The 23410-nt window shown below is 60.4% G+C and carries 25 protein-coding genes; 11 read left to right on the forward strand and 14 right to left on the reverse strand.

The genetic code is table 11. The annotated features are described in order from the left end of the window. Positions 1-36: 36 nt before the first annotated feature. From DBY63_RS17595 to mobI, 6 genes are all read right to left on the reverse strand, one after another. Entirely contained in the window at positions 37-3132 is a 3096-nt protein-coding gene (locus DBY63_RS17595) for an error-prone DNA polymerase (RefSeq protein ID WP_177411473.1), read from the reverse strand. Further along, positions 3108-4520, reverse strand: a complete 1413-nt coding sequence (locus DBY63_RS17600) for a DNA polymerase Y family protein (RefSeq protein WP_108582478.1) — start codon at positions 4518-4520, stop codon at positions 3108-3110. The genes DBY63_RS17595 and DBY63_RS17600 overlap by 25 nt, the downstream gene beginning before the upstream one ends. 12 nt (positions 4521-4532) lie before the next feature. Next, positions 4533-5165 (reverse strand): translesion DNA synthesis-associated protein ImuA, encoded by a 633-nt coding sequence (imuA, locus tag DBY63_RS17605; protein WP_007162493.1) that lies wholly within the window; start codon positions 5163-5165, stop codon positions 4533-4535. Next, positions 5158-5601 (reverse strand): hypothetical protein, encoded by a 444-nt coding sequence (locus DBY63_RS17610; protein ID WP_077172100.1) that lies wholly within the window; start codon positions 5599-5601, stop codon positions 5158-5160. The genes imuA and DBY63_RS17610 overlap by 8 nt, the downstream gene beginning before the upstream one ends. A 736-nt stretch (positions 5602-6337) precedes the next feature. After that, positions 6338-6652 carry a hypothetical protein gene (locus DBY63_RS17615; RefSeq protein ID WP_108576358.1) on the reverse strand — a complete coding sequence of 105 codons (315 nt, stop codon included), beginning with the start codon at positions 6650-6652 and terminating at the stop codon, positions 6338-6340. Between the two features lie 28 nt (positions 6653-6680). Further along, the gene (mobI, locus tag DBY63_RS17620; RefSeq protein WP_108576357.1) at positions 6681-7184 is read right to left on the reverse strand and encodes a conjugative transfer protein MobI(A/C); all 504 of its coding nucleotides are present in this window, start codon (positions 7182-7184) and stop codon (positions 6681-6683) included. Positions 7185-8511: 1327 nt separating this feature from the next. On the opposite strand from mobI, the gene DBY63_RS17625 reads away from it, so the two are divergent. Both DBY63_RS17625 and DBY63_RS17630 read left to right on the forward strand, forming a co-directional pair. Beyond that, the gene (locus tag DBY63_RS17625; RefSeq protein WP_074585299.1) at positions 8512-9522 is read left to right on the forward strand and encodes a ParM/StbA family protein; all 1011 of its coding nucleotides are present in this window, start codon (positions 8512-8514) and stop codon (positions 9520-9522) included. A 10-nt stretch (positions 9523-9532) separates the two neighbouring features. Then, a complete protein-coding gene (locus DBY63_RS17630) occupies positions 9533-9952 on the forward strand; it encodes a hypothetical protein (RefSeq protein ID WP_108576356.1) in 420 nt (139 codons plus the stop codon). Positions 9953-10020: 68 nt separating this feature from the next. On the opposite strand, the gene DBY63_RS17635 is transcribed toward DBY63_RS17630, so the two are convergent. Then, on the reverse strand, positions 10021-10719 hold the full coding sequence (locus DBY63_RS17635) for a helix-turn-helix domain-containing protein (protein WP_074585301.1): 699 nt from the start codon (positions 10717-10719) through the stop codon (positions 10021-10023). 413 nt (positions 10720-11132) lie between these two features. Between DBY63_RS17635 and DBY63_RS17640 the strand changes: the two genes are divergently transcribed. From DBY63_RS17640 to DBY63_RS17650, 3 genes are read left to right on the forward strand one after another with little or no spacing between them, the layout of a single operon-like run. Next, positions 11133-11702: a lytic transglycosylase domain-containing protein gene (locus DBY63_RS17640; protein WP_244898791.1), complete on the forward strand. Its 570-nt coding sequence runs from the start codon at positions 11133-11135 to the stop codon at positions 11700-11702. Further along, a complete protein-coding gene (locus tag DBY63_RS17645; protein ID WP_077172104.1) occupies positions 11702-12187 on the forward strand; it encodes a hypothetical protein in 486 nt (161 codons plus the stop codon). Before DBY63_RS17640 ends, DBY63_RS17645 begins: the two co-directional genes overlap by 1 nt. A 33-nt stretch (positions 12188-12220) precedes the next feature. Continuing rightward, positions 12221-12982 (forward strand): FlhC family transcriptional regulator, encoded by a 762-nt coding sequence (locus DBY63_RS17650; protein WP_007162484.1) that lies wholly within the window; start codon positions 12221-12223, stop codon positions 12980-12982. Between the two features lie 304 nt (positions 12983-13286). Here DBY63_RS17650 and DBY63_RS17655 read toward each other — a convergent pair whose 3' ends face one another. Continuing rightward, entirely contained in the window at positions 13287-14498 is a 1212-nt protein-coding gene (locus tag DBY63_RS17655; protein ID WP_256594432.1) for a site-specific integrase, read from the reverse strand. A 383-nt stretch (positions 14499-14881) separates the two neighbouring features. On the opposite strand from DBY63_RS17655, the gene DBY63_RS17660 reads away from it, so the two are divergent. Together DBY63_RS17660 and DBY63_RS17665 are read left to right on the forward strand one after the other, a co-directional pair. Continuing rightward, positions 14882-15874 (forward strand): DNA-binding protein, encoded by a 993-nt coding sequence (locus tag DBY63_RS17660; protein WP_108576354.1) that lies wholly within the window; start codon positions 14882-14884, stop codon positions 15872-15874. After that, positions 15871-16353: a hypothetical protein gene (locus DBY63_RS17665; protein WP_108576353.1), complete on the forward strand. Its 483-nt coding sequence runs from the start codon at positions 15871-15873 to the stop codon at positions 16351-16353. Before DBY63_RS17660 ends, DBY63_RS17665 begins: the two co-directional genes overlap by 4 nt. Positions 16354-16362: 9 nt before the next feature. Here DBY63_RS17665 and DBY63_RS17670 read toward each other — a convergent pair whose 3' ends face one another. The 4 genes from DBY63_RS17670 to DBY63_RS17685 form a co-directional block, all read right to left on the reverse strand. Further along, a complete protein-coding gene (locus tag DBY63_RS17670; RefSeq protein WP_177411474.1) occupies positions 16363-16596 on the reverse strand; it encodes a hypothetical protein in 234 nt (77 codons plus the stop codon). A 107-nt stretch (positions 16597-16703) separates the two neighbouring features. Next, a complete protein-coding gene (locus DBY63_RS17675) occupies positions 16704-16958 on the reverse strand; it encodes a type II toxin-antitoxin system Phd/YefM family antitoxin (protein WP_108576351.1) in 255 nt (84 codons plus the stop codon). Positions 16959-17489: 531 nt separating this feature from the next. Next, positions 17490-18212 carry an anti-sigma factor gene (locus tag DBY63_RS24805; protein ID WP_108576350.1) on the reverse strand — a complete coding sequence of 241 codons (723 nt, stop codon included), beginning with the start codon at positions 18210-18212 and terminating at the stop codon, positions 17490-17492. A 29-nt stretch (positions 18213-18241) separates the two neighbouring features. Further along, the gene (locus DBY63_RS17685) at positions 18242-18754 is read right to left on the reverse strand and encodes an RNA polymerase sigma factor (RefSeq protein ID WP_027597937.1); all 513 of its coding nucleotides are present in this window, start codon (positions 18752-18754) and stop codon (positions 18242-18244) included. Positions 18755-18884: 130 nt separating this feature from the next. Between DBY63_RS17685 and DBY63_RS17690 the strand changes: the two genes are divergently transcribed. The 4 genes from DBY63_RS17690 (at position 18885) to DBY63_RS17705 (ending at position 22397) form a co-directional block, all read left to right on the forward strand. Further along, a complete protein-coding gene (locus tag DBY63_RS17690; RefSeq protein WP_058777457.1) occupies positions 18885-19238 on the forward strand; it encodes a DUF305 domain-containing protein in 354 nt (117 codons plus the stop codon). Positions 19239-19243: 5 nt separating this feature from the next. Beyond that, positions 19244-20704 (forward strand): YncE family protein, encoded by a 1461-nt coding sequence (locus DBY63_RS17695; protein ID WP_037007585.1) that lies wholly within the window; start codon positions 19244-19246, stop codon positions 20702-20704. Between the two features lie 25 nt (positions 20705-20729). After that, positions 20730-21104 (forward strand): hypothetical protein, encoded by a 375-nt coding sequence (locus DBY63_RS17700; protein WP_027597935.1) that lies wholly within the window; start codon positions 20730-20732, stop codon positions 21102-21104. Positions 21105-21233: 129 nt separating this feature from the next. Further along, positions 21234-22397: a TDT family transporter gene (locus DBY63_RS17705; protein ID WP_027597934.1), complete on the forward strand. Its 1164-nt coding sequence runs from the start codon at positions 21234-21236 to the stop codon at positions 22395-22397. A 165-nt stretch (positions 22398-22562) separates the two neighbouring features. On the opposite strand, the gene DBY63_RS17710 is transcribed toward DBY63_RS17705, so the two are convergent. Together DBY63_RS17710 and crcB are read right to left on the reverse strand one after the other, a co-directional pair. Next, positions 22563-22913, reverse strand: a complete 351-nt coding sequence (locus DBY63_RS17710) for a DUF190 domain-containing protein (RefSeq protein ID WP_027597933.1) — start codon at positions 22911-22913, stop codon at positions 22563-22565. Positions 22914-22923: 10 nt separating this feature from the next. Continuing rightward, complete coding sequence (gene crcB / locus DBY63_RS17715; RefSeq protein WP_027597932.1) at positions 22924-23307, reverse strand: fluoride efflux transporter CrcB; 384 nt, start codon at positions 23305-23307, stop codon at positions 22924-22926. Positions 23308-23410 lie beyond the last annotated feature (103 nt).

The raw sequence follows: 23410 nt of genomic DNA on the forward strand, positions 1-23410 counted from the left end.
TCTGCCGATCCAAGACCTGCCCACTCGAAGATCCGGTCAATGAAAATCTCGGCTTCGCGTATCGAGACCCTGCAGCAGCTCGCTGATGTCCTCCAAGCGGCCGGCCACAATGTGCAGCACGCCATCGCGCGTCTCTACCGTTCCATCCACTCGCAGCAGCTGTGACGCCACCAGCTCCCGCCGCTGGCGCTCTGCCAGGGTTCGCCACACCACCACGTTGACCATCCCGTACTCATCTTCCAGCGTCACGAAGGTCACGCCGCTGGCGGTGCCCGGCCGCTGCCGGCCTACAACCAGGCCAGCAACCCGGGCCGGTTGCCCATGACGCCGCTCCTTCAGCTCATGCGAGCTCATCAACCGCCGGGCCGACAGCTCCGGCCGCAGCAAGGTGAGCGGGTGAGGACCCAGGGTGGTACCCAGGGAGGCATAGTCCGAATAGAGGTCCTCACCCACGGTCGGGGCGACCAGCTCCTGGATCTCCTCCTCAACGACCGCGCCCTCAGCGAATAGGGGCAGCTGCGGCTCAATCGCGGCCATGGCCCATCGTGCTTGAAAGCGGTGCCCTGCCAGGCCCTTCAAGGCTCCCGCATCCGCCAGGCACTCCCGGGCCTTGGCATCGAGGCCTGCCCGTAGGCACAGCTCAGTGACATCGCGGAATGGCCGCTGCCGGCGGGCCTGCTCAACGGCGCGCCCTGCTTTCTCGGCCAGGCCGCGCACCATCCGCAGGCCCATCCGGATCGCCGGCTGCGGGCTATCCGCGACAGCCTCGAGGCTGCAATCCCAGTCGCTGCAGGTCACATCCACCGGCAGGGTCTGCAACCGGTGGTGCCGGGCGTCCTGAAGGATCTGGTCGGGGCTGTAGAAGCCCATAGGGTAGGAGTTGATCAGCGCCGCGGCGAAGGCCGCCGGCTCATGGCATTTGAGCCAGCAACTGGCGTAGGTCAGCAGGGCGAAGCTGGCCGCGTGGGACTCGGGAAAGCCGTAGCTGCCGAACCCCTCGATCTGGCGGAAGATGTCCGCGGCATACTCGGCGGTGTAGCCATTGGCGAGCATGCGCGAGGTGAGCCGCTCCCGGTGCGACTCAAGGCCCCCATGTCGCTTCCAGGCCGCCATGCTGCGCCGCAGCTGATCTGCCTCGCCCGGGGTGTAATCGGCGGCAAGGATGGCGAGCTCCATCACCTGCTCCTGGAACAATGGGACACCCAGCGTTCGGCCGAAGACGCGCTCGAGTTCCGGCGGGTAGCTGATCTCTTCCTGCCCCGTCCGTCGACGCAGGTACGGGTGGACCATCCCTCCCTGGATGGGGCCCGGCCGGACGATGGCCACCTCGATCACCAGGTCGTAAAAGGTCTGTGGCTTCAGCCGCGGCAGCATGGCCATCTGGGCGCGTGACTCGATCTGGAACACACCGAGCGTATCGGCGCGGCTGATCATGGCGTAGGTCGGCTTGTCCTCTTGGGGCACGGTGGCCAGGGTCAGCTCCTCACCCCGGTAGCCCCTCACCAGGTCGAAGCACCGGCGCAGGGCGCTGAGCATGCCCAGGGCGAGGATGTCGACCTTGAGCAGGCCCATCGCGTCGAGATCGTCTTTGTCCCACTGAATCACCGTCCTGCCCTCCATGGCAGCGTTCTCGACCGGCACCAGGGTGTCCAGTGTCTGGTCGGCGATGACGAAACCGCCCGGGTGCTGGGACAGGTGCCGCGGGAAACCGATCAGTTCGCCGGTGAGCACCAGGATCCGGTGGAGCAGGGGGCTATCAGGGTCGAAGCCCGATTCGCGCAGTCTCTCTGGTGGCGGCAGGTTGTCCGTCCAGCGGCCGCAGCAGTCCGCCAGCACGGTGATTTGATCCGGAGGCAGGCCCAGGGCCTTGGCCACGTCCCGCACAGCGCCCGCGGCGTGATAGGTGGACACCACCGCGGTGAGCGCGGCGCGCTGCCGGCCGTAGCGGCGGAAGATGTACTGGATGACCTCTTCACGGCGGTCATGCTCGAAGTCGACGTCGATGTCCGGCGGCTCATCGCGCTCGTGGCTGATGAAGCGCTCGAACAGCAGGTTGATCCGGGTCGGGTCCAGCTCAGTGATGCCCAGGGCGAAACAGACTGCAGAGTTAGCGGCCGAGCCGCGCCCCTGGCAGAGGATCCCCTGCTGCCGTGCGAAGCGGACGATGTCGTGCACCGTTAGAAAGTAACTCTCGTATGCCTTGTCGGCGATCAGCTGAAGCTCCTTTTCGATCTGCGCGCGCAGCCGAACAGACAGGCCTTCGGGCCAGCGCCAGGCGCAGCCCTCTTCGGTCAGCATCCGCAGCCAGCTGGTGGCCGTGTGTCCCTCCGGCACTACCTCGCTCGGGTACTGGTAGCGCAGCTCGGCCAGGCTGAAGGTGCAGCGCTCGGCAATGCGGAGGGTCTCCTCCAGAAGCTCTGGCGGGTAGCAGCGCCCCAATGCCTCACGGGTCCGCAGGTGTCGCTCCCCATTCGGGAAGAGCAGCTGACCGGCCTCGGCCACCGGGACGTGATGGCGGATCGCGGTGATGGTGTCCTGCAGGGCCCGACGCCCGCGGCAGTGCATGTGTACGTCGCCAGCGGCCACCAGCGGCAGCGACAGGGCCACACCGAGCCCCTGCAGTTGCTGCAGCCGTACCTGGTCGTCCTGATCGAAGTGGAGCTCGGCGGCGATCCACAGCCGACCGGGAAATACCTCCAGCAACCAACGCACCGACTCCGCCTCTGCGTGCCGATCCGGTACCCAGAGCGCGACAAGGCCGGCGACCTGGTCGAGGTCCTCTCGCAGCAGCCGGTAGCTGCCCTTGTCCGCCCGCCGGCGCGCGAGGGTGATCAGTCGGCACAGCTGCTGGTACCCCTGCAGGTCTTCCACCAGCAGCACCAGCTTAGGCCCCTGGGCCACCTGGAACTCAGCGCCTACGATCAAGCGGACGTCGTGCTTCTCCGACGCCTGCCAGGCGCGCACGATGCCGGCGAGAGTGCACTCGTCAGTGATAGCCAGCACCTCATAGCCCATGGCCTTGGCCCGCTCGAACAGCTGATCGACGCTGGAGGCACCGCGCTGGAAGCTGAAGTTCGACAGGCAATGCAGCTCCGCATAGCGCGGTGTCACGCAAACCACCCCTGTACCCACCAGCGCCCTTCAATCGGCGTTTTGAAGGCCCAGGCCGTGCGTCCGTCGGCGAGCTCAAGCACGTAGTAGTCCCGACGGGCATCCGCACCGTCCCACCACCCGCTCTCGATCCGCTCAGGCCCGCTCAGGACCCGTGAATGATCGACATCCAGGGGCTCCGGCGCCGGTAGCAGCCACCCTGGCCGCCGATTCGGTCCCAATGCCTGGAGCCCCAGCGAAGGCGTATCGCGTCGCCAGGCCCGCTCCGGCCGGTGGTCGCCCTGGGCGCCGATCGCATACACCGCCTCATCGCCTAGGCGCGACCGCAGCCGCTCGCGCAGCTGCTCCCAACTCACCGTCTGTTGCGGACGTTCATCGAAGAGGCCGCGGTGCTGAGGGACGAACGAGGGCAGTTCGTCAGCGACCAGGCCGATCGCGAGTACCGGCTCCACCACCTGGGTGGGCTCCAGACGGCCCCGGGCAAATTCGAACAGCAGCGCAGGGTCACGCTCCGGGGCGAGTAAGCCAACCACCACCTCCGTGGTCGGCGCCTCCCTATGCTCCAGCCGCAGGGTGAAGCGTTGGGCGCCCATGTCCCGGCCGGCCAGGTAGGTGGCCAGGTCCGAGGTCAGCCGGCGCAGCGGGAACAGCAGGGCCTGAGTCGACTCAACTTCGAAGTTGAGCTCGATCCGCAGCCTGAAGGTGGTCGGGGGCAGAAAAAACTCCAGGGGCAGGACCTTGCTGCCCAGCATCTGATCGAGGTGATTGAGCAGACTCAGCGGAAAGCGCCGGGCGAGCTGCGCCCGGGGCAGCGCCAACACCTGGCTGAGCTGCCGAAGCCCCATGCGGCTCAAGGCCTGGACGATCTCCGGCTCGAAGTCCAGAAGCGCCACCGGCAGGGTGCGCATAGCGCTGGCAAGGCCCGCATCGTCGCGCACGACCAGGCTGCCACCGGCGTTGGCCAACACCCGGGCGGCGACTGGGTTGGGTGCCAGGGTGATCCGGTGGCCGAAGCCCAGCGCCGTGAGCTCCTGGCGCAGGCGCGCTTCAAATCTTGGCCAGGGCCCGAAGAGTGGCAGGCTCGACTGCACCTCGAGCACCAGGGCGTCGGCGAAGTGCAGGCTCACCTGGGAGCTGAACCCGTACGCCCACGCCGCCAGCAGCTCATGCTGTCGCCTCAGCGCCGCTTCGTCGTACTCCACCGTCGCAAACTGAGGGCAGATCGCCTGGGCAGCGGTGTATGTCATCTCCGGCCGGAGCCCAAGCGCCAACGCCGCGGGGTTCGCCGCCTTGATGATCCGGCGTTGTATCGGCCCGTGGAGCAGTACCAGGGGTTCGTCCGGGTCAGGACAATTGCGCAGCACACCGTCCAGCGCGAACTGTGGGAAGTAGATGCAGGCCCATTTCATGGCAGTCGTCCCTCAATGCCAGACCCGATGCGCCAGCGCCGTCGCCGGTGGATTGCCGCCACGGCACTTGAGCACTCGAAGCTGCTGAGGCGAGCCCTCGAGCACCAGGCGTAGCGCCGCCGGTGAAGCATTGACGGCTTCCCGCTGGTGGCGGAACGCGAATGCCAGGGTCTGTCCGGTCTCTGCAGCCACCTGCAGCCGGCGCAGCGCGCGATCGTCCGCACGGCTGGGCCAGCAGAGCACCGCGCCACAGCTACCGGAGCGCAGGCACTGCTCTGCGGCCCACAGCACGTCTTTGCCTTGGACCTGGATGACGCTCAGCCGGCCGAGGTCGACGCCGGCCTGCAGCCAGGCATGCGGGTAGAGCAGATACGGGGGAGCGATCAGCACAACGCGTTCGCCGGCGGCAGTGAGGCGTGCCAATGTCGGCCACACGAGCGTGAGCTCACCCAGGCCCGGTCGAGCGCTCAGGATTTCGGTAAGCGCTGCATCAGGCCACCCGCCGAGCGGCAGTTGGGCATCGAGCGCCGAGTGTCCGGTTGGCTGCGTGCTGGCGTCGTCCACATGCGGACTTTGCCCGCGCCACACACGGCGACTGTCGAGCAGAGAGTCGAGCGCAACGACATTGGTGGCCGCGTTATCCATGCTGCACCCCCGTCGGCGCCGACGGCGAGCTGCCGCGCTCGGTGAGCATGACTTGCAGCTGCGCACGCAGTTTGAACAGATCTGCATGCAGGACGGAGTTCATCGACTCCAGGCGCAGGATATGACGCTGGGCACGCGAGAGGGGATCGTCGCGGTCGTCCGGAATGAGCCGGTCACCCCGGGGCACGTGGCGCTGGTTTTCCTCTTGGACGAATTGGACGTAGCGCAGTCGGTGGCGCTGTACCTCAGCCGTCAGGACATCCCGCTCAGCGACCAAAATACGATTAGCGCGCTGGGCTTGCCCCAAGCACTGACGTACCTGGTCCAGTTCTTCAGTCAGCAGATCAACGAGGTTGCGGCAGTACGTCAGCTCCGTGGGACGGAACAGGGACTGCTGCTGTTCAAAGCTGTCCTGCTCATCACCAAGCATGTCCATAGCGGCCCACCTGCTCAATCCCTGACGCCATGACCTTCTGGTACTCAACAGAGCGATCGGGACAGCGGTGACAGAGACGAGGGATACGGGGAGAAATGGACATGGAATGGCCTCCTTTAGGGTTACTGTATAAATAGACAGTAATCAGGGAGGAACGATCCAGCAAGCTTGACAGCGACGGACGGCAGGGAGGCGTCCACAGGAAGTGGGTGTAAGAATCTTACACAGGGTCACGAGCGTGAGGCGGATACCGACAAGGAGTCACGGTAGCCGCCGGGATACGAGGCGGACGGCCAGGAGACCCTCAGTTGGCTCGACGTCCGATGAGCACACACCCGGGCAGAAGCGTACTGACAGATAACGCCGTCATCGCCAAGACAATCACAGGATGCGATTCGAACGGTGCGAAGAGGTCAGCCGGCAGGAGGCCCTGCTGCGCCGCATGGACCCACCGGGATCCTTCGCAAACGATGCCGAAGGCCGTGCCCACAAATGCAGCACCTACCGCCGTACGTGCACTACTGGATCGTATCGCCACCGAACTGTCCCTCAACACTGTCAAGGAAAGCATGGCATTCACGGCGGGTCGCCTATGGCGCAGTTCCTACCGGGTCAGGGCGCCCGATCAAACTTTCGTCCAAACGCAGCACCTTGAAACCTCCGCAGCATCGATCAGCGCCTGCTACCGGCAGCAAGCTGCCGGCCCCTTTCCAGTTTGCCAGCCGGACGGCCCGCGTTAGCCGGGCGTGCAGGTAATCAACGTCAGGTGGCGCCGTGCCTGCTGCCGGCTTTGCTGGGCCTGCTGCTGACAGGCCCAGTCGTCCTGGATCTGCCGCGCGACCTCTTTCCGTACCGGCAGAGTCACCGGATAGGCCTCTCGGGTCGCCTCCGAGGAAACCGGCAAGCCAGCCTGCTTCAGGTAGAGATAAGGCTGCTGCAGAAATTCGGATAGCGTGACGGGCGCCTGGCTGTCCTTGTACAGGTCAGCCCAGAGATCGAGATCGACCGCGTCGACGATGATGGGTTGATCCATTTCAGGTGGGCGATGCATAGGGGGACGTTCTCCGTTGTTGATGTCCCTACGCTACCCCCGTTTCCGGAAATGCAAGGGGCGACCCCAGCATGCTCGACTGCGCCTTGCGCTGCTGCTGGACCAGCAGCTTGCGAATTTTCGAGGCGTACAGCATCTGGTCTCGAAGTACCGCGAGCTGCGGTTCATAGAGCTGGAAGAGCTCAACGAACCAGTGATCCATACCGCGGGTGACAGGCCCTGGCGCATACACCGAGCCCTGACCTTTGGCTATCGGTAGGCGACCTTGCTTTTTGCTATCACCAGGGCCGTCGTAGAAGTAGACCTTGCACCAGACGATCGATATCGCCCCCTTGCCGTTATCCCGTACGTCGATGAGGCGATAGATGATCTTGCCCCCCGAGCGCTGCTTGGCGGCAGCGAAGTATTCATCGCGCAGCCGAAGCGCTTCAGCTTTCACGGTCTGACGGATGTCTTCCATAGCCCCGATCGCCTGCTGGAAATTGTCGTGAATCCGCTGCCCATCAGGTCGGGGGGTAGCTAAGTCGTACATTGTTATCACCTATCTATTAGCAATAATGCCGTTGAGATTGTCATTAGTCCTGCAGCCCTTTTTTCAAGACGACTAGCAGGCCATTTTTAGCCGCTGACCACAAACCCGTTTAGATTGTCATTACTAATAAGCGGATAGGCCGAGCAACAGCTGTCTGTATCTCGGATCACAACCTAAACGTCCGTATGGTCAATACCTATTGTGTTCTCGGCGCCATTCGCAAGCCGCTGCTGGAGGTTCCAGCTCTCATTTTCAGGGCCCCCAGCACAATCTTGCGCGTGCTCTTCCAGTTCCTTGATATACCAACAAACCCGTTTAGATTGTCAGTAGTACTAAGAAATTGATCATTGCCATGTCTGCTTTTTTTCTCTCCAACAAACCCGTTTAGATTGTCATTAGCTATAAGAAAACGCCTGGTGTAGGCGCGTTTCAGCCAGGATTTCAGCAAAACGCCTTTATTGGCATTAGATTGCTGGCGTTGCAATAAACCCGTTTAGATTGTCATTAGTAATACGCTTTTTTGATTGCCCCGGAAGGCCTGGTTTCTGGCTTAAGCCACCTCTTTAACCTCCATTTCAAGCGTTCTGGCACAATCTTGCGCATGCTTTTCTAATTTCTCGCCATACCAACAAACCCGTTTAGATTGTCAGTAATACTAAGAAATGGACCATTGCCATGCGTGCTTTTTTTCCTCACCAACAAACCCGTTTAGATTGTCATTAACTATAAGAAAACGACTGGTGTAAGTACGTTTCAGCCATAATTTCAGCAAAACGCTTTTATTTGCATTACGGGAAGGGCGTTTCAACAAACCCGTTTAGATGGTGATTAGTAATGGGCTTTTTGAGTCGCCCTTGGGAGCGACAGGCGCTGGCCACAGCCGCCCCTTCGCTTACTGATTAAGCCAGTGCATTCGAGGTCATAGCGCGCAATCCCACCCTGCTGAGGGGGGGAATCTGAGGCTGTTCGAGTGGCCGGCGGTGGCACGCTGTATCTGAGGCGTCCTGGAGGACGCCTCGAGCGATGTGCGCCAGCTTGCACTGCCCCGCCAGGCGTCCTGGAGGACGCCTGGCTTCAGCTGCGGCGGTTGAGGTAACGACTGAGGCGTCCCCAGGGACGCCTGAGGGTCAGGATTTCTCATTCCGCCGCCCTGCCAGGCGTCCTGGAGGACGCCTGGCCTCAGCTGTGGCAGTTGAGGTGACGACCGAGGCGTCCCCAGGGACGCCTGACGATCAGGTGACATCGCTTTTGGATAACACAGCACGGCTCAGGCGTCCTGCAGGACGCCTGAGCCGTGCTCTCATCAGCGACGCTATTCGAGAGACCTATGACCCGAAAGAATCACACCGCGCCTGCCTTCGTAGTAGGCCTCGACATCGGCTACTCCAACGTTAAGCGTGTCGACGGGTACGCTGACGCGGCAGACCCCACACAATCCATTCGCCCTGCCCAAGCAGCGCCGCTCCACTCCCTGAACGGCAATGCCACGCTCAAGGAAGGTGAACACTACGTGCAGTTGGATGGCGAGCCCTGGGCAGCATTTCTGAGCGCCGGCCGCGCCGGCGTAACGCGCGAGCTGCACGCCGACTATCCGGCTTCCAAGGCCTATCGTGCGCTCTTCAATGCATCGATCAGTGAGGCATGTGGCGAGGGGCGCAACGAGATCGATCACCTCATCACGGGCTTACCTGTCAGCCAGATGCGCCAGCCCCAGCTCGTTGAGCGGCTCACAGCGCAGCTGACCGGTACCCACCAGGTCGCCCCGCAGCGCGAGATCCAGGTTCACAAGGTATCGGTACTGCCTCAGCCGGTCGGGACGCTGAACTACATCTACAGCACCTACGAGGCCACTGACGACTTGGATGAGGGCGTCATCCTGGTCCTTGATCCGGGCTTCTTTTCAGTCGACTGGGTGGTGTTCCGTCGCGGGGATATCGTTCGGGATTCCAGTGACTCGTCGATGGAGGCCATGAGCGCGCTCCTCGAGGCGATCAACCAGGCTATCGCCCGTGAATTTGGTGGCCCTGGACCTGGCCGAGACAAGATCGAAATTGCGCTGCAGCGTGGCAAGCCCTACATCCAGCTGTACGGCAGCAAGGTGGAGCTCAAGCCCTTCGTCGACCAGGCTGTTGCGACCGTTGTCCCCAAGGCCCTGAGCAACATGAAGCAGCAGATGCGCTTCCTGGAGGGCGAGGCGATCGACTTCGTACTCATGGGAGGCGGCGGCGGCGGTTTCTACCAAGCAGCCGCAGAGGAGATCTTTCCCCTCTCCAAGGTGATCACTGCCGACCGACCCATTATCTCGAATGCCTATGGCTACTGGCTGCAGCATCAATAAGGGAGAGGATATGAGCGATCACGATGATGAGCTCAAGCTTCGCTTGAACGTCAAATTCAAAACCGGGACGGCGCCTGCGTTGCTGGCGGAGCTCACATCCCTACCCGAACGTCGACGTGTGAAGCGGCTGCTGGACTTGGCGCAGATCGGGTTGCTGTACGAGCAAGCGGCTGGGCGTCCGCCAGCCTCGAACTCGGTCCAGCAGCCGGCTGGAAAATTGCCCGAAGACCATGAGCCAGAGTTTTCGAACGATCGCCCGATCAATAGCGCCCCGGCATCTGGGGCGCCTATAGAGGCTGAGGTCCCGGCTCCCGTGGCCGGCACCCCAGAGTCGGAGGTGCTCAATAAGGCAGAAACGAACGGCAAATCGAACAACTCCGTTCCGCTCGCTCGGAAAAGACCTAGCTTCAATACCGCGATGACGGGATAGCGGACCTGGGCATAGGTGGCCCTGCGGGCCGGGAAGGCGGGGGCGAAATCAGGTGCAGGAACCCAGGGTTACAGAGGGTCCATTCGAAACTTCGCTTTCACCCGCCCCAACAGCCGTGGCTGCAGCGGATCGGTGGGGTCTGAAGGACCAATATCCAGCTTAATAGCAGTGTGCATCTCTTGCGACGTCATGAGCATGAAGCCAGCGTTGGTCAGAGAAACGTTGCGAATTAGCGCTGAACCGTGGTGCACCACAATAAATAGGCCCTCGCTCGGTTTACGGTCGGCCACATCGATCAGGATGGTCATGCCACGCTCAACGAAGGGTGCCATGACGTCATTTTCGACCTGGGCCGCCCGGGTGTGCTGAGCGGATAGTCCGTATTGCTGGATATACGGCAGCGGCAACGTGAGGCTGGTGAGGTGGGAGCTGATGGGGCGACTGATCTCATCCGCAGGGAAAAAACCCTGCTCCTGCGCCAGCTCGTGGAGGCTACGGACGATGAGCGAGACAGGAGACCCATCATGGTGGTCCGCAGGCCCGTAGCCCGTAGCGAGGTACTCGACCGTGGTTTCGAGCACCGTAGCCATGGCCACGAGCCGATCCCGGTTGGGAGTCGTCTTCTTGTACAGCATGTTTTTGATGGTGGATTCAGCCTCGCCCAGTAAGGCCGCGAGCTTAGGAACATTTATTCCGCGGTCCTTGCGCAACGCTTCGACCCGCCGTACGAACGCTTCGTGCGAAATAGCATCGGGGGTGTAATGCATAGTGGTTCATTCCTACTGATGGAGGTTCCCGGTTTATTATCGTCTTGATCGGAAAGGATGGATTGGATGGCGTAAGTATCAACCATTTACGACCTTTTTATTTACACCATTCCTTATGATGGCTTGGTGCCAAATCTGACCCTTAAACCGGTCATCAATGCGTCAATTTTATGTATTTGGCGCTTACCTCCTCGGCCTGACTGTCAACTATCAGGCGCCATAATTCGCTTATTGCGCTAGATGATCTGTGATGAGCTTAACAGTTCCTTAACACTGTATACCGCCCGTCGCCGTTTGCGTACCGGTCATTCTCGCAGGCCACCATCTGTCAAATGTGTCGTTGAAGAAATGTGAACCACAGCCGAAAATAGTGACCATCATTTAGGGTCAAAGTACGTCGGGCGGTTAGGTTCATGAGTCACTGGGTCGCGGTAAGGAAACTGGGTGCTGCTCTGCTCCTCGCGTTGCCGATGAAAACGGCATTTGCGCTGGATCTGGACGGAACCGTTTGGGATCGCCCGGCTATTGGGCAATGCCGTCCTGCGCCGGAACTGCTCTATGCCATGGCTCTGGTCGAATCGAAGCAGTATGCCGGTCGGATGGTTGCCCCTAATCCCTACGCACTCAACATCGATGGAAAAGGCTTTCATCCGGCTAGCCGCGCTGAGGCCGAGCATCTTCTGACGGAGGCTCTTTCCAGGACAAAGATGATTGCAGTCGGCGCCATGCAGGTGAGCGTGCGTTGGAATGGGCATCGTGTGTCCGATCCTTCCGAGCTGCTGGATCTGCACACCAATGTCCGAGTAGCCGTCTCGACGTTCTGTGAATTCCTCAAGCAGCAGGGGGGCGATATCGCGCTCGCCATTGGTCGCTATCACACCCCAAATCCCGCGTTAGCAAGCGTTGCCCGAGCCTATGGCGAAGATGTGCTGCGCGTCTGGCGCCGGCTAATCCTTCTCAAGAAAAGCAACGGAGACGCGTGATGAACAGCGGGACCGACGAAACCTTGCTGGAGATGGCGCGTGAATGGGCCAGGGAACAAGACCCTGCTTTTCACCGCTTCTTCGATATCAGCACCGAAGACACCGCCTGGCTTAAAGCAGCTACCGACCGCGACATTCGCAGGCTCAGCCAGCTGCCCGCTTCCGCCTTTCGAGTCGTCCTACTTCATCGTGAGGACGGTAACGCGGAGCGGCACCTTCTAAATACGAAGAGCGTTGTCCAGGTCGTAGGGGTGCTCGGTGAGATCCGCGAGGGCCTGTCGGACCGCAAGATGGAAACGCAAATCTACTGGAACCTGAAGGATAGCGACGCGGATTGGCTGCTCACCGCCTCTCCGACGCAGCGTCGCCAGATCGCAGCGCTGGGTCGCATTCAGTTCGTCGTACGCGACGGCCATTTGCGGCAGCGTGTGGAGCCCTATCCAGAACCTGTCCTTCACCGATTCATGCGTCTCCTGCACGCCTGACCTCGACTCTACAAACTACGGAGATGTCACGAAATGGATAACGCCGCTCTAATCGACATGATGGTCAAAGCCGGCTTCCGTTGCACCATCATCACCCTGCACACCGAGCTGACTGCTAAGCAGGTGACGAGCGCCCGTAAGCGGCTGAACGTGGTGAGCAGGGGCGGTTCGGGCCCGCTGCCGCTGGGGTCGCGCATACTGGCCAGCAAGGCTCGCGTGATCGAGGCGGCTCTTTTCATGGGTGCTTATCTCCGCGGGGCTCGTAAGCCGCTCTTGGGTGTCGACGTCGAAGCCGTGATCGCTGCGCACCAGTCGTATTTGGGCTATCGAGAGGCGCTGAACTTCACGCCGACCGAGTGCCTCTCCATCGACGAAGCATGGGTCGTGGCACGTGAATACCGCTCCAAAGACCTGGTGATGCGTGCTTGCCGGTGCTGCCAGCTCACCTATGTCGCCCTAACCAGCACCAACAAGTCTACCTGCCCGTACTGCTCGCAATCCGTGGTGAAAGATCGATTCCATTGCGATGTGAATGACGCTGCGATGTCCGATCGTCCAGCCGAAGAACTCCTGGCGCTTGCCCTGAACATCCAGCAGCTGACCAATTGGGGTTACAGCTCACACGAGATCATGAAGCAGCTTGGGCTGAATCAGCCGGAATACCTTACGGCGTTAGAGCTTCTGGACTACAAGGACGTCGAGCGCCGCGAGATTGTCGCGCTTTACCCGGCCGGCGATCAGCTCGTTCGCGCTCTGGTCTCTCAGGAATCCATGCCCCTGCTTCGATCGGCGTAACGATTACGCTTGCTACACCTCCATCAACGGGCGGGGATAGCAAGGCCAGCCGTCTGGTGGCTGGTTTTCTCATCGAACTCCAATGAGTATCCTCGGGGCGCCCTGCGCTGGCGCGTACCATCGAGGGTCTATGGCCTAGGCGTCCTGGGGGCGTCCTACGCTGGCCGGCACCATCGACGATCTATTACCGAGGCGTCCTGGGGGCGTCCTACGCTAGCTGGCATCACCAAGGGTCTATGGCCGAGGCGTCCTGGAGGCGTCCTAGCTTCCATGCTTCGGGAGCGCTTCGCCCTCACAGATAACGCTAGGCGTCCTGCAGGCGTCCTGGCGCAACGGCCTCCGAGCCCGGCAGCTCCGGCATCGCCAAGAATGTCTCCCAGTCGCTCATCAGTGCGCGCCGCTTTTCGAGTAATGGCCCCCGGTTGTAGGCGGCCTCAGTCTTGGAGCCAATACTGTGGGCCAACGCCTTCTCGCAAATCTCCCTCGGGTGTGAGGTGGTCTCTGCCGCCCAGGTACGAAACGTCGAGCGGAAGCCGTGCGGGACCGCTCCCTCAAGCTTGACCTTCCGCAGCGCCCGGCCTATCGCGTTACCCGGCAGTGGTTTCTTACCGCGGGCGTTGGGGAACACCCAGGTCTCGTGCTGACCCTTCTGCTGCTCAAGCACTTCCAGCATCCGGTCCGTCAGGGGCACGATATGCTCCTTGTCTCGCTTCATGCGTTCAGCCGGGATGGTCCAGCGTCTGGCGTCGAAGTCGAACTCCGCCCAACGTGCCTCGCGAACCTCGGCATTGCGCAGCGACGTGAGGATCAGGAGCTCCGCTGCACGGGCGGCTGGACCGTCCAGGGAATCCAGGCGATGCAGCACGGATGGACAGCTCTCCGCCGGCGCCGCTGGATGGTGCGTGACATTGCGATCGTGGCGGGGCAGCAGCTTGTCGAGGTGGCCACGCCACCGAGCCGGATTGGCACCTTCGCGAAAACCCAGTGCCTGGGCGGCATCGAGCACCGACTCAATGCGGTTGCGGATGCGCGCGGCGGTGACCTCGATCTTGTCCCAGATCGGGCGGAGCACCTGCAGCACCAGGTCGGTATCGATCTCGGCGACCGGCCGGCGACTAAGAACCGGGAAGACATAGCGCTCCATGGAGCTAACCCATTGACGGTGATGGTCGTGGCTCCACGACGAGCCGTGGGTGGCTATGTACTGCCTGGCCAGGGTCTCGAAGAGGTCGGGTCCGGCGGCCGGCGATTGAGCCGCAGGCGATCGCCGGCCCGGTAACTCAGGCGCGCCCTCTGCGATCTTCAGCCGGCGCCGGTCCGCTTCAAGCCGGGCCTGCTTCAACGACACCGCCGGATAGCCACCCAGCCCCACGTCATACCGCTGACCTTGGAAGGAAAACCTGAAGATCCAGCGTTTGGCCCCGGTCTTGGCCACACGCAGGATGAGGCCGCGGCCGTCCTGATAGACGCCTGGTTCGGATAGCTCTTTCACCTGCTTCGGTAGCAACTGGCCCACGGTAACCCCCATATCGACCGCCGAAGGCTATCACCCAATCTTGTGTATGCAACTACCCAAACCCTTGAAAATCACGTCATGCAGTACGGGGATGCATCATCCCCGTACGAAAGTCACAGAACCCCCATCACTACAAGACCGATGCTTGCTTCCTCTCTGCAGAGCCCACAATGAGCCCCACACCGCAGAGGCGCCCGCTATCCCAGGTGAGGCTCCCGACCAGGGTCGACCCGCGCATCTGCCACAGGCTACCGAAGCCCAAAAGGAACAAACGCTCGCATGTTTGTTAGCTAACGTTAGAAACATGCCAAACATTCCTAACCAGATTGTTTGTTAGTTATGGATGGCGTTACTATGCTGTTTTCCTTTACTCAGAGGCGGCCATGGCTGAACGCAAATTTACAGACGCAGAGGTCATCGCCGCCGGTGAGCAGCTGCTGGCAGGTGGGCGCAAGGTCAATGGCTGGGCGCTACGGACCACCCTCGGCGGGGGGCGGCCTGAAACGCTCCTTAGCGTCTGGCAGCGCCACCACACTGGGGTACCGGGTGGGGCCATTCCAACCAGGCCACTGCCGGAAGAGGCCACGGCGATTATCGAAACCGCAGTCGCCAAGCAGACCAAGGCAATGCAGGACGCCCTGGCCGGTGCACTTGACCTGGTAGCGGCTGCGGCGCGCAAAGAGGTTGTGCTGGAACTCGAGCAGGCGCGGCAGGAGATCTCCCGTCTGGAGGCTGAGCAGGACGATGCCAGTGCCGTGCTCGAAGGCCTTGAGGCCGATCAGGAGCGCAGTCAGCAGCAGATGGACGGGTTGGCCAACGAGCTTCAGCTGAAGGACAGCCAGCTCAGTGCTATGGCTGAGGAGAACGCTAGTCTCGCCGAGCGGCATGCCGAGGCAGAAGGGCAGGCGCAACTAGCTCGGGACCAGCTCGCCGAGAGCCAGGCCGAGCTGAGCCTGGCGCTCGCCCAGAAGGCTTCCGCAGAAGCGGCGAGCGCAGAGCATCAGCGTTCTGCTTCCGCAGCTGAGGAGCGACTTGCTGATACCCAGGTCGAGCTCCGCGAAATGCGCAATCGGCTTGCCATCGCTCGCTCCGAGGCTGATAGCGCCGCGGGGCAGATCCAGGAAATGGAGCGTACGCGCGCCCAGGATCTCGAGATCCTCACAGCGCTGCGAGTGGAGAATCGCGCCCTGGGTGACAAGCTTGCCCGGGCCGACGCCGGCCGGGAGGCCGCGGAGCGCTACTTGGAGCGCGTGCAGAAGGACAGCGGCGCCCGAATCGCAGCGTTGGAGCGCCAGCTGGCCAAAGCGGCTTCGAAGCCGGCTCCCAGGGGCACCGGTAAGGCACCTCGGGTAACTAGCCCTGCTGCAGGGGAATGACGGTGGCCAAGCAATTCGAGGGCTTTCACGTTTACGGCGGATCTGCCGCGCTGAAGTTCGAGGTGGTGCTGAATCAGGCGCAGGAAAGCGTGCTTGCAGTGGACGGCGCCGGCCGCAAAGGATCCAGTGAAAACTTCGACTGGTCGGAGAAGCTGACACTCCAGATTACGCCTCGCGAGATGCCCGCCTTTATGTGCTGCGTCCTTGGGATCACGCCGAAGTTTGAAGCGCGCAATCATGGCGCCGCCGGCGACAAAGGTCTGACCCTGGTTAACCAGCCTGAGCGCGGTGTGCTCTACCTTCGCCTGCTTCAGCAACGCCTATCGATCAACGTGCCGATCACCGCGGACAAGGTCTTCCATCTTGGCGCGTTGGGCATTCGGGTGCTGGCCACGCAAGTGCATCTGGATGTCCCGACGTGCCTCGCCGTGTTGCGGGGCACGGCCGGCAGATTGCTGATCGCCGCGGCCGGTGATTAACGGTACGTTCTAACCTGTGAGCAGGTGCCGATACAGCAGTTCTTGGATGTCCTGCCCATCGCGGAAGATGGCGAGGACTACGGCTTCGCGGCGCGCTTCGTCGGCCAGGTATCCCGCTCGATAGCCAGACTTGGCGATCTCGCGATACCTGGTGATGCCAAACTCGGCACCGGCAGCGGCAATCGGGTGAGCGAGAGGGGACTTCCGGAGCTCAATGGCGACCTCATCGACGACGCTGGTCATCTTTGCAACTGCGTCGGGACGAGAGACCGATTTTGCGAGGTGGTGCACCTGGTCGAGCGCAGCGGTCAATGCCGAAGCGCTGAACCGTACCTGGAAAACCCTGGCGGTTATTTGCTATCGCCCCCGAACCGCTGCTGCAGGCCTTCTTTCAGCTGCTCGGATGACATGTGCCCGCCGGCTTCGTCCTCCTTGGATCCCAGCGCCAGCAGCTTGACTAGGGCGATGGACTCATCGCGGCGTACACGATCGGCATAGGCCTCGATTACATAGGCCGGCTTGCCATTCTGGGTGACGATCATTGGCTCACTGAGCTCGAGATCGGCCGCATTTTTTTTCAGGTAGCTGATCGTTTCGATTCGCATTGATAGATCCAACGTTCACTGTGATGCAACCCATCCTATCGTTCTATGGCCCAAATTAAAGCCAAATAAGGTCCTTTCCTGTTGGCGCTTTCGTCATTCCGAAATTGGGGTAGGGAAAGATCCAGGTTCGCGCCCAGGTAGGGAGTGAATCGCCAACTCTCTTCCCCAGTTACCGCCAACACTACCTATCCAGCAGGAACTGTTCGTTCCTGTCACCGCGGGAATTGGGGGCAGCCCCTGAATCTAGGAAGCTAACAGCATGGATCCGATAATGTTTTCGACAACGCGTAAGGGCTACCTAGCCCGTAATTGGCGCTGGCTGATCTGTATGTTCCTTATCGTACTTTTAGCCGTGACCGCGCTGTTCGTACGCACTGCAACCCCCTCCGCCGTCGTGAATCTTCATGAAGGCTGGTATGGCTTAGCAATGAGCATTGCGACAGGCCTATGTGGGGCTTATGGATGGATGAAATGACCCCCAAATGTTGGACAGGGTTGGTTTCAAGCAACGAGCACTGGTCTGAACGGGAACTAGAGAGGTGGCCTCTGCGAGATCGCCTCACGCAAGGTATCAAACGATGCTTCGCTAGGACTCACCAACGCAAAGTTGTAGCCCTGTCCTGACCAATAGTCAGCCGTAACATCGCTTTCCCTACGAGATCCGTGGCCAACGTCGCGCTGGCTGTTGGGATGCCGCACATAGAAGATCACTTGGCGCCCTTTCGTATCCCGGTAGAGCACCATCGCGGCGGCGCCGGTGTCCGTGGCCATGAGACGACCACCCACTGGGATCAAGCCGAAGCGCTCCAGGTTAGGGAGGGCGGGCGCCTGCACAAATGTCCTTTCAAGCCAATGCTGAATCGCACCGTCCTGGCCGGTTACATCGACTGGCGGCCGCCCCTCGGCGCTCGCAAATAGTCGATAAGCCTCCACGGCATCCGCCATTGGAACGTGCGCCCGCCGCAGCATCGATTCCCGTGCCTGCCACCCTAAGCCGCTACCCAGGCCTAACGTCAGCACTAGCGAAGCGAGATAAGTCATACGTCTTTTACGTCTGGCGACTATCCGGTGTCGCACGACTGCTGGCATAAGGTGTGTCGGTAAAGGCTCAAGCACGGGAGAAAAAATCAGCCGTAGCCGACGATTCTGCTCGCGGATATCAGCTACCCGTGCGGCATCTTCCGGATGGGTTGCAAGATAGCGCATCACCTCCTCGTGCCGCAGCGCATCCAACTGATTGTCGGCATAAGCCATCAACTCTTCAGGAGTAGGAGGTCGATACATCATTTCAATACTCGCAAAGCGGCGGTAGCCAAAGGACTTTCGTGGATCTGTCTCAAGGCCGCGCGTGCCCGCGCCAAACGAGACATGACGGTTCCCAGTGGAATGCCAAGCGCCTGTGATACATCGCGATAGCTCATGCCTTCCACCGCGACCAACAGCAGCAGGGCACGCTGTTCGTCATTGAGTCTCTCAAGATTCGTCAACGCTTCTTGATCCAGATAGATCGTCTCAGCCGAAGGCTCAACCGGGACCTCTTGGAATCCCAGCCACTCCAACAGACGACCATAGCGGCGCTCACGACGTCGGCCATCAACGAATTGGCGGTACAGGATGGTGAACAGCCAGGCTCGCACATCACCGGCGGGACAGCGCGTGTTCCCATGCGTAAGCGCCCGTTCTAGACAACTCTGGACCAAGTCATCGGCGCTGGCTTCGTGACGAGTAAGCGATCTTGCGAAGCGACGCAGAGACGGTAGTAGCTGAGAAAGCATGGCGTCATCAAGCATGGACATTCCCCTGGTATCGCTGACAGACGCTTGAGCTGACCTTTTATTCCCCACAATTTTTATTTTTGTAGGTATGGAATAACCCAGACCGTACAAACGTCTGCATTGGAAACTCACCAGTCTGCTGGAGCGCCACGTGTTTTCAGTCAAACACCCGTTGTTGGCAGTCACCCTTCTGGTGCTCGCGCTTCCCATTGCCTGGGCCGAACCTGATAGCAGCGCCGCCACGGCGCAGGCCGACAACCGTCAGGCCATGGATCAGATGATGGCCGCGATGCACAAGCCCAGCAGTGGCAACGTAGACCGCGACTTTGTGACCCAGATGACGGCACATCACCAGGGTGCGATCGAAATGGCACGGATCCAATTGCGGTATGGCCATAACGAACGCCTACGCCGTCTGGCCCAAGAGATCATTGTCACCCAACAACAGGAAATCGCCGTCATGCAGCAGGCGCTTTCTGAATTGCCCGCCTCTCCAACTCGGTAATCCTCATGCCTCGATTGTCGCTCACCCCGCTCGCCGCTGTGTTGTTAGTAATCTCCTGCACCGCTTCAGCCGGTCAAGTTCCGCGTGCTGCTGCACAACCGGACATCACGATTAGTTCCCAAGACCGTGTGTATACGGCGGAGCAGTTCTCCAACACGGTATCGGTGATTGATCCCAGCACGGAAAAATTGCTCGGCGTCATCACCCTAGGCGACAGCCAACCCAAGAACTTGAGTCCTTTGTACAAGGGCGAGCTACTGGTGCATGGCTTGGGATTTTCGCCAGATGGGCGAACCTTGGCCGTCGTAGCGATAGGCTCGAACTCCGTGTCCTTCATCGACACCGCCAACAACCAGGTGAAGGGTAAAACCTATCTGGGTCGCGCGCCTCATGAAGCCTTTTTCACCCCTGACGGCAAAGAGCTCTGGGTCACGGTACGGGGCGAGGACTATATCGCCGTGATCGACCCGGTGACTTTCAAAGAGAAGACGCGAATTGGCGTACCGCCAGGCCCTGGCATGCAGATCTTCTCCCCTGATGGCCGCTATGGCTACGTCTGCTCCTCGTTCACTCCGGAAACCGTAGTGGTTTCGGTTGCCGAGCATCGAATTGTTGGCCGCGTCGCTCAGGCGAGTCCCTTCTGCCCCAACATCGCTGCGTCTGCAGATGGCCAACAGGTCTGGCTCACCCTAAAAGATGTCGGTAAGACCCAGGTGTTCGCAGCCAAACCGCCGTTCAGCTTGATTAAGACGCTTGATACTGGCGCGATCACTAATCACGTCAACTTGGTTCGCAATGCCCGCGGAAGCTTCGCCTATGTAACGGTAGGCGGAGAAAATCGAGTCAAGGTCTTCCGAACCGATGATTTCAGCCAAGTCGCCAGCATTCCTGTTGGCGCTTTGCCCCACGGTCTCTGGCCGTCAGGAGATGGCACGCGGTTGTACGTGGGACTAGAGAATGCTGACAGTGTGGCCGTCATCAATACGCTGACCAATAGCGTTGAAACCACTGTACCCGTGGGGCAGGCGCCCCAGGCTTTGGTCTACGTTCCCCGCGCCGCTACCCAGGGCGCTGGGCTGGCAAATCTTAAGCCGTTAGGGAGCGCCGCCAAGAGTATTCAGATCGCCCTGGCTCCGCCGGGTCAACACGAACGTCATACCACTCAGGTGACACTTTTCGACCAGGGCTTGACTCAGGTCCTGCAGGCCTCGGTTACGGGCCTGGTGGCCAAGCAGCCCTATGTACTAGCGTTGGCTCGTCATGCAGACGGTAGCGGCGCTCTTGAGTCTCTCGCCGCTTTTCAAACCAATCCCGCCGGCGCAGCTATCGTGAATGCGGTAGGACCGATACGCCAACTGGTTCAGCAATCCCAGGCGGATGAACAGCGCTACCTCGTCATCGCACCTGGTGCAGCCGATGCGCCAGGTGCTCCCGTGCAAGTGCAAGTGCTCCAATCGAAATACTAATAACCAATAACCATCGAGGTCCAGCATGCTCAGACAAGTGTTGATTGCCACTGCCATTTTCTCCATGACAGGGCTGGCCGTGGCGGCCACGCCCGCCAAGGTTGGCGACACCACCTTGGGTAAGGTGCTTGTGGATGAAAAGGGTATGACGCTTTACACCTTCACCAAGGACAGCGAGGGTAAGTCCGCCTGCAACGGCCCGTGCGCCAAGAACTGGCCGCCGCTGATGGCACCGGCAGGGGCCAAGAGCGGTGACGGCTATACCGTAGTACAGCGTGAGGATGGTAGCCAGCAATGGGCCTATAAGGGGCAGCCACTCTATACCTGGGTAAAGGACAGCAAGCCCGGTGAAACGACCGGTGAAGGTGTCAATCAAGTCTGGCACGTCGCGAAGCCTTGATCGTGGAGCAGTCCCTGCGGACAGCGGGGACTGCTTATCTATTTAGTAGATTACTTTTTATATAATATTCAATTTTTCAGATAATCGAGCCGGGCTAGACTGTTTGCATTCCTCAGCGGAGCTCACCTCATGACATTAAAGGATGCTATAGCCCTGCGCACCGGCGGCAAGCCGCTCAGCCAGCTCAAGCAGCCGCTCGAAGTCGTTCGCCAGTTCACCCCCAACTGGTTTGCGGCAACGATGGGCACCGGTATTTTGGCAATCGCCTTAGCGAGTTTTCCCGCGTCGGTACCCGGCTTGCGTCTGATCGCCGAAGGACTGTGGCTGTTCAACATTTTGCTTTTCGTTCTATTCAGCGGCTTGTATGCCGCTCGCTGGATCTTGTTCTACAACGAAGCCAAGCAAATTTTTGCCCACTCCACCGTATCGATGTTCTTCGGCACCATTCCGATGGGGTTGGCAACAATCATCAACGGGATGCTGATCTTTGGGCTGCCACGATGGGGTGAGGTGGCTGTCACGATTGCCACCGGACTTTGGTGGGTCGATGCGGCCATGGCACTGGTTTGCGGAGTAGCGATTCCGTACCTGATGTTTACTCGTCAGCAGCACAGCATCGATCAAATGACGGCGGTATGGTTGCTACCTGTGGTAGCCGCCGAAGTGGCCGCTGCCAGTGGCGGGCTGTTGGCACCGCACCTAGCCGATGGCGGGCACCAATTCACCGTGCTGGTGACCAGCTATGTGCTTTGGGCCTATTCGGTACCTGTCGCCCTAAGTGTCCTCGTGATCCTGCTATTGCGGATGGCACTGCACAAGCTGCCTCACGAGAACATGGCTGCATCGAGCTGGTTATCGCTTGGCCCCATTGGTACAGGTGCGTTGGGTCTGCTCGTGATGGGCAGCGACGCGCCGGTCATCTTCGCTGCTCACGGTATGGCCGGAATTGGCGCCGTCGCGCAGGGGCTAGGCGTAATTGGCGGGATCCTACTATGGGGACTCGGCTTGTGGTGGATGAGCCTTGCCATACTGATCACGCTGAAGTACGCGCGCCACGGCATCCCTTTCAACCTGGGATGGTGGGGTTTTACTTTTCCACTGGGCGTCTATGCCGTCACGACGCTACGTTTGGGAAGCACGCTTGGGTCAGGTTTCCTTACCGTCTTCGGTGCCTTTTTGGTCGTCGCCTTGACTGCTCTGTGGGCGGTGGTCGCGGGACGCACCCTAGCCGGTGCCTACCGCGGGACGCTGTTCGTCTCGCCTTGCATTGCTCATCTGCAACCACGCAAATGAGGTCGATTAGGTGGCGCCTCGCTGAGCAACGCTACCAAGCTAGGACCATCAGCCCACTCTCTACGACGAGTGAGCTGATGAGTCCGCAAATGGGGCTCAGTGAAAGCCATCCCTTGATGCCGTTGGTTACCGCGGCCGCCTTAACCGATTCAAAGGTGCGTCAGCTCAGGACGAGGATGACTCTGTCTCTTGGGAAGGGCGGTGGCGTCCTACCGTGCCAATCTCGGCAGGCGTCTTGATGTAGAACAGCGCCAAGTCTTCCGATTCGAGGCGTTGAAACAGCATGTCGTGTTGAATTTGAGTCAGCGCCATCGTTACCTGGATGGGCTGATCGGCAAGCTCAAAAAAATGAGCGGAGTGGCGTTTTCCATCTTGGCCAAAGCCTTCAGCCGCCACTGACAACGTTGCGCCACTTAGGTGAAGCTCTTTAGCAAGATCCAGAAGCCAATCTCCAATCTGCTGATGTTCATGGCGACGATTTTGTTCGGTATAGAACGTAACGAGATAGTCGTTCATGCTATTGCCTTTAGCGTGGGTGCAGCAGGTTGATGGTCAAGATACCCAGGGCTGTCATGCACAGGGACCCCACGACATGAACGCTGATTGCAGTCAGCGCCATGAGCAGCCTTCCTTGCTGGATTAGCATCAGTGTCTCAGCAGAAAACGTCGAGAAGGTGGTTAAGCCGCCGCAAAATCCGGTGATCAGAAACAGCCGCCATTCAGGCGCAATCCCGGGCCAAGCAGCGAAGATGGCTACGGCCATTCCGATGATGTAGCCACCTACAAGATTCGCAACGACCGTCCCAGGCGGGAGCGACGGGAACCAGGCATTTAGCTTCAAGCCCAGTATCCAACGGAGCCAGGCACCCAAGGTCGCACCGAGTGCGATGGCTATGAGCGGCTTCAGCATGGAACGTCTCCCAAGGGGAATGGAAGACTAGGGGCCGGGGAGGGATATGGTCGGTGCATAGCGCTGTCCTCGAAAAAGACAGGGCGCACCTACGCACCCTGCC

It is taken from the genome of Pseudomonas sp. RIT411 (genome assembly GCF_003057735.2).
GTDB classification, from domain to species: domain Bacteria; phylum Pseudomonadota; class Gammaproteobacteria; order Pseudomonadales; family Pseudomonadaceae; genus Chryseomonas; species Chryseomonas oryzihabitans.

Bases quoted from the DNA above. Each gene is read 5' to 3' on its own strand.
- DBY63_RS17600 (WP_108582478.1), bottom strand. From the start codon at position 4,520: ATGAAATGGGCCTGCATCTACTTCCCACAGTTCGCGCTGGACGGTGTG.
- imuA (WP_007162493.1), bottom strand. From the start codon at position 5,165: ATGGATAACGCGGCCACCAATGTCGTTGCGCTCGACTCTCTGCTCGAC.
- DBY63_RS17610 (WP_077172100.1), bottom strand. From the start codon at position 5,601: ATGGACATGCTTGGTGATGAGCAGGACAGCTTTGAACAGCAGCAGTCC.
- DBY63_RS17615 (WP_108576358.1), bottom strand. From the start codon at position 6,652: ATGCATCGCCCACCTGAAATGGATCAACCCATCATCGTCGACGCGGTC.
- mobI (WP_108576357.1), bottom strand. From the start codon at position 7,184: ATGTACGACTTAGCTACCCCCCGACCTGATGGGCAGCGGATTCACGAC.
- DBY63_RS17625 (WP_074585299.1), top strand. From the start codon at position 8,512: ATGACCCGAAAGAATCACACCGCGCCTGCCTTCGTAGTAGGCCTCGAC.
- DBY63_RS17630 (WP_108576356.1), top strand. From the start codon at position 9,533: ATGAGCGATCACGATGATGAGCTCAAGCTTCGCTTGAACGTCAAATTC.
- DBY63_RS17635 (WP_074585301.1), bottom strand. From the start codon at position 10,719: ATGCATTACACCCCCGATGCTATTTCGCACGAAGCGTTCGTACGGCGG.
- DBY63_RS17640 (WP_244898791.1), top strand. From the start codon at position 11,133: ATGAGTCACTGGGTCGCGGTAAGGAAACTGGGTGCTGCTCTGCTCCTC.
- DBY63_RS17645 (WP_077172104.1), top strand. From the start codon at position 11,702: ATGAACAGCGGGACCGACGAAACCTTGCTGGAGATGGCGCGTGAATGG.
- DBY63_RS17650 (WP_007162484.1), top strand. From the start codon at position 12,221: ATGGATAACGCCGCTCTAATCGACATGATGGTCAAAGCCGGCTTCCGT.
- DBY63_RS17660 (WP_108576354.1), top strand. From the start codon at position 14,882: ATGGCTGAACGCAAATTTACAGACGCAGAGGTCATCGCCGCCGGTGAG.
- DBY63_RS17665 (WP_108576353.1), top strand. From the start codon at position 15,871: ATGACGGTGGCCAAGCAATTCGAGGGCTTTCACGTTTACGGCGGATCT.
- DBY63_RS17670 (WP_177411474.1), bottom strand. From the start codon at position 16,596: ATGACCAGCGTCGTCGATGAGGTCGCCATTGAGCTCCGGAAGTCCCCT.
- DBY63_RS17675 (WP_108576351.1), bottom strand. From the start codon at position 16,958: ATGCGAATCGAAACGATCAGCTACCTGAAAAAAAATGCGGCCGATCTC.
- DBY63_RS24805 (WP_108576350.1), bottom strand. From the start codon at position 18,212: ATGGCTTATGCCGACAATCAGTTGGATGCGCTGCGGCACGAGGAGGTG.
- DBY63_RS17685 (WP_027597937.1), bottom strand. From the start codon at position 18,754: ATGTCCATGCTTGATGACGCCATGCTTTCTCAGCTACTACCGTCTCTG.
- DBY63_RS17695 (WP_037007585.1), top strand. From the start codon at position 19,244: ATGCCTCGATTGTCGCTCACCCCGCTCGCCGCTGTGTTGTTAGTAATC.
- DBY63_RS17700 (WP_027597935.1), top strand. From the start codon at position 20,730: ATGCTCAGACAAGTGTTGATTGCCACTGCCATTTTCTCCATGACAGGG.
- DBY63_RS17705 (WP_027597934.1), top strand. From the start codon at position 21,234: ATGACATTAAAGGATGCTATAGCCCTGCGCACCGGCGGCAAGCCGCTC.
- DBY63_RS17710 (WP_027597933.1), bottom strand. From the start codon at position 22,913: ATGAACGACTATCTCGTTACGTTCTATACCGAACAAAATCGTCGCCAT.
- crcB (WP_027597932.1), bottom strand. From the start codon at position 23,307: ATGCTGAAGCCGCTCATAGCCATCGCACTCGGTGCGACCTTGGGTGCC.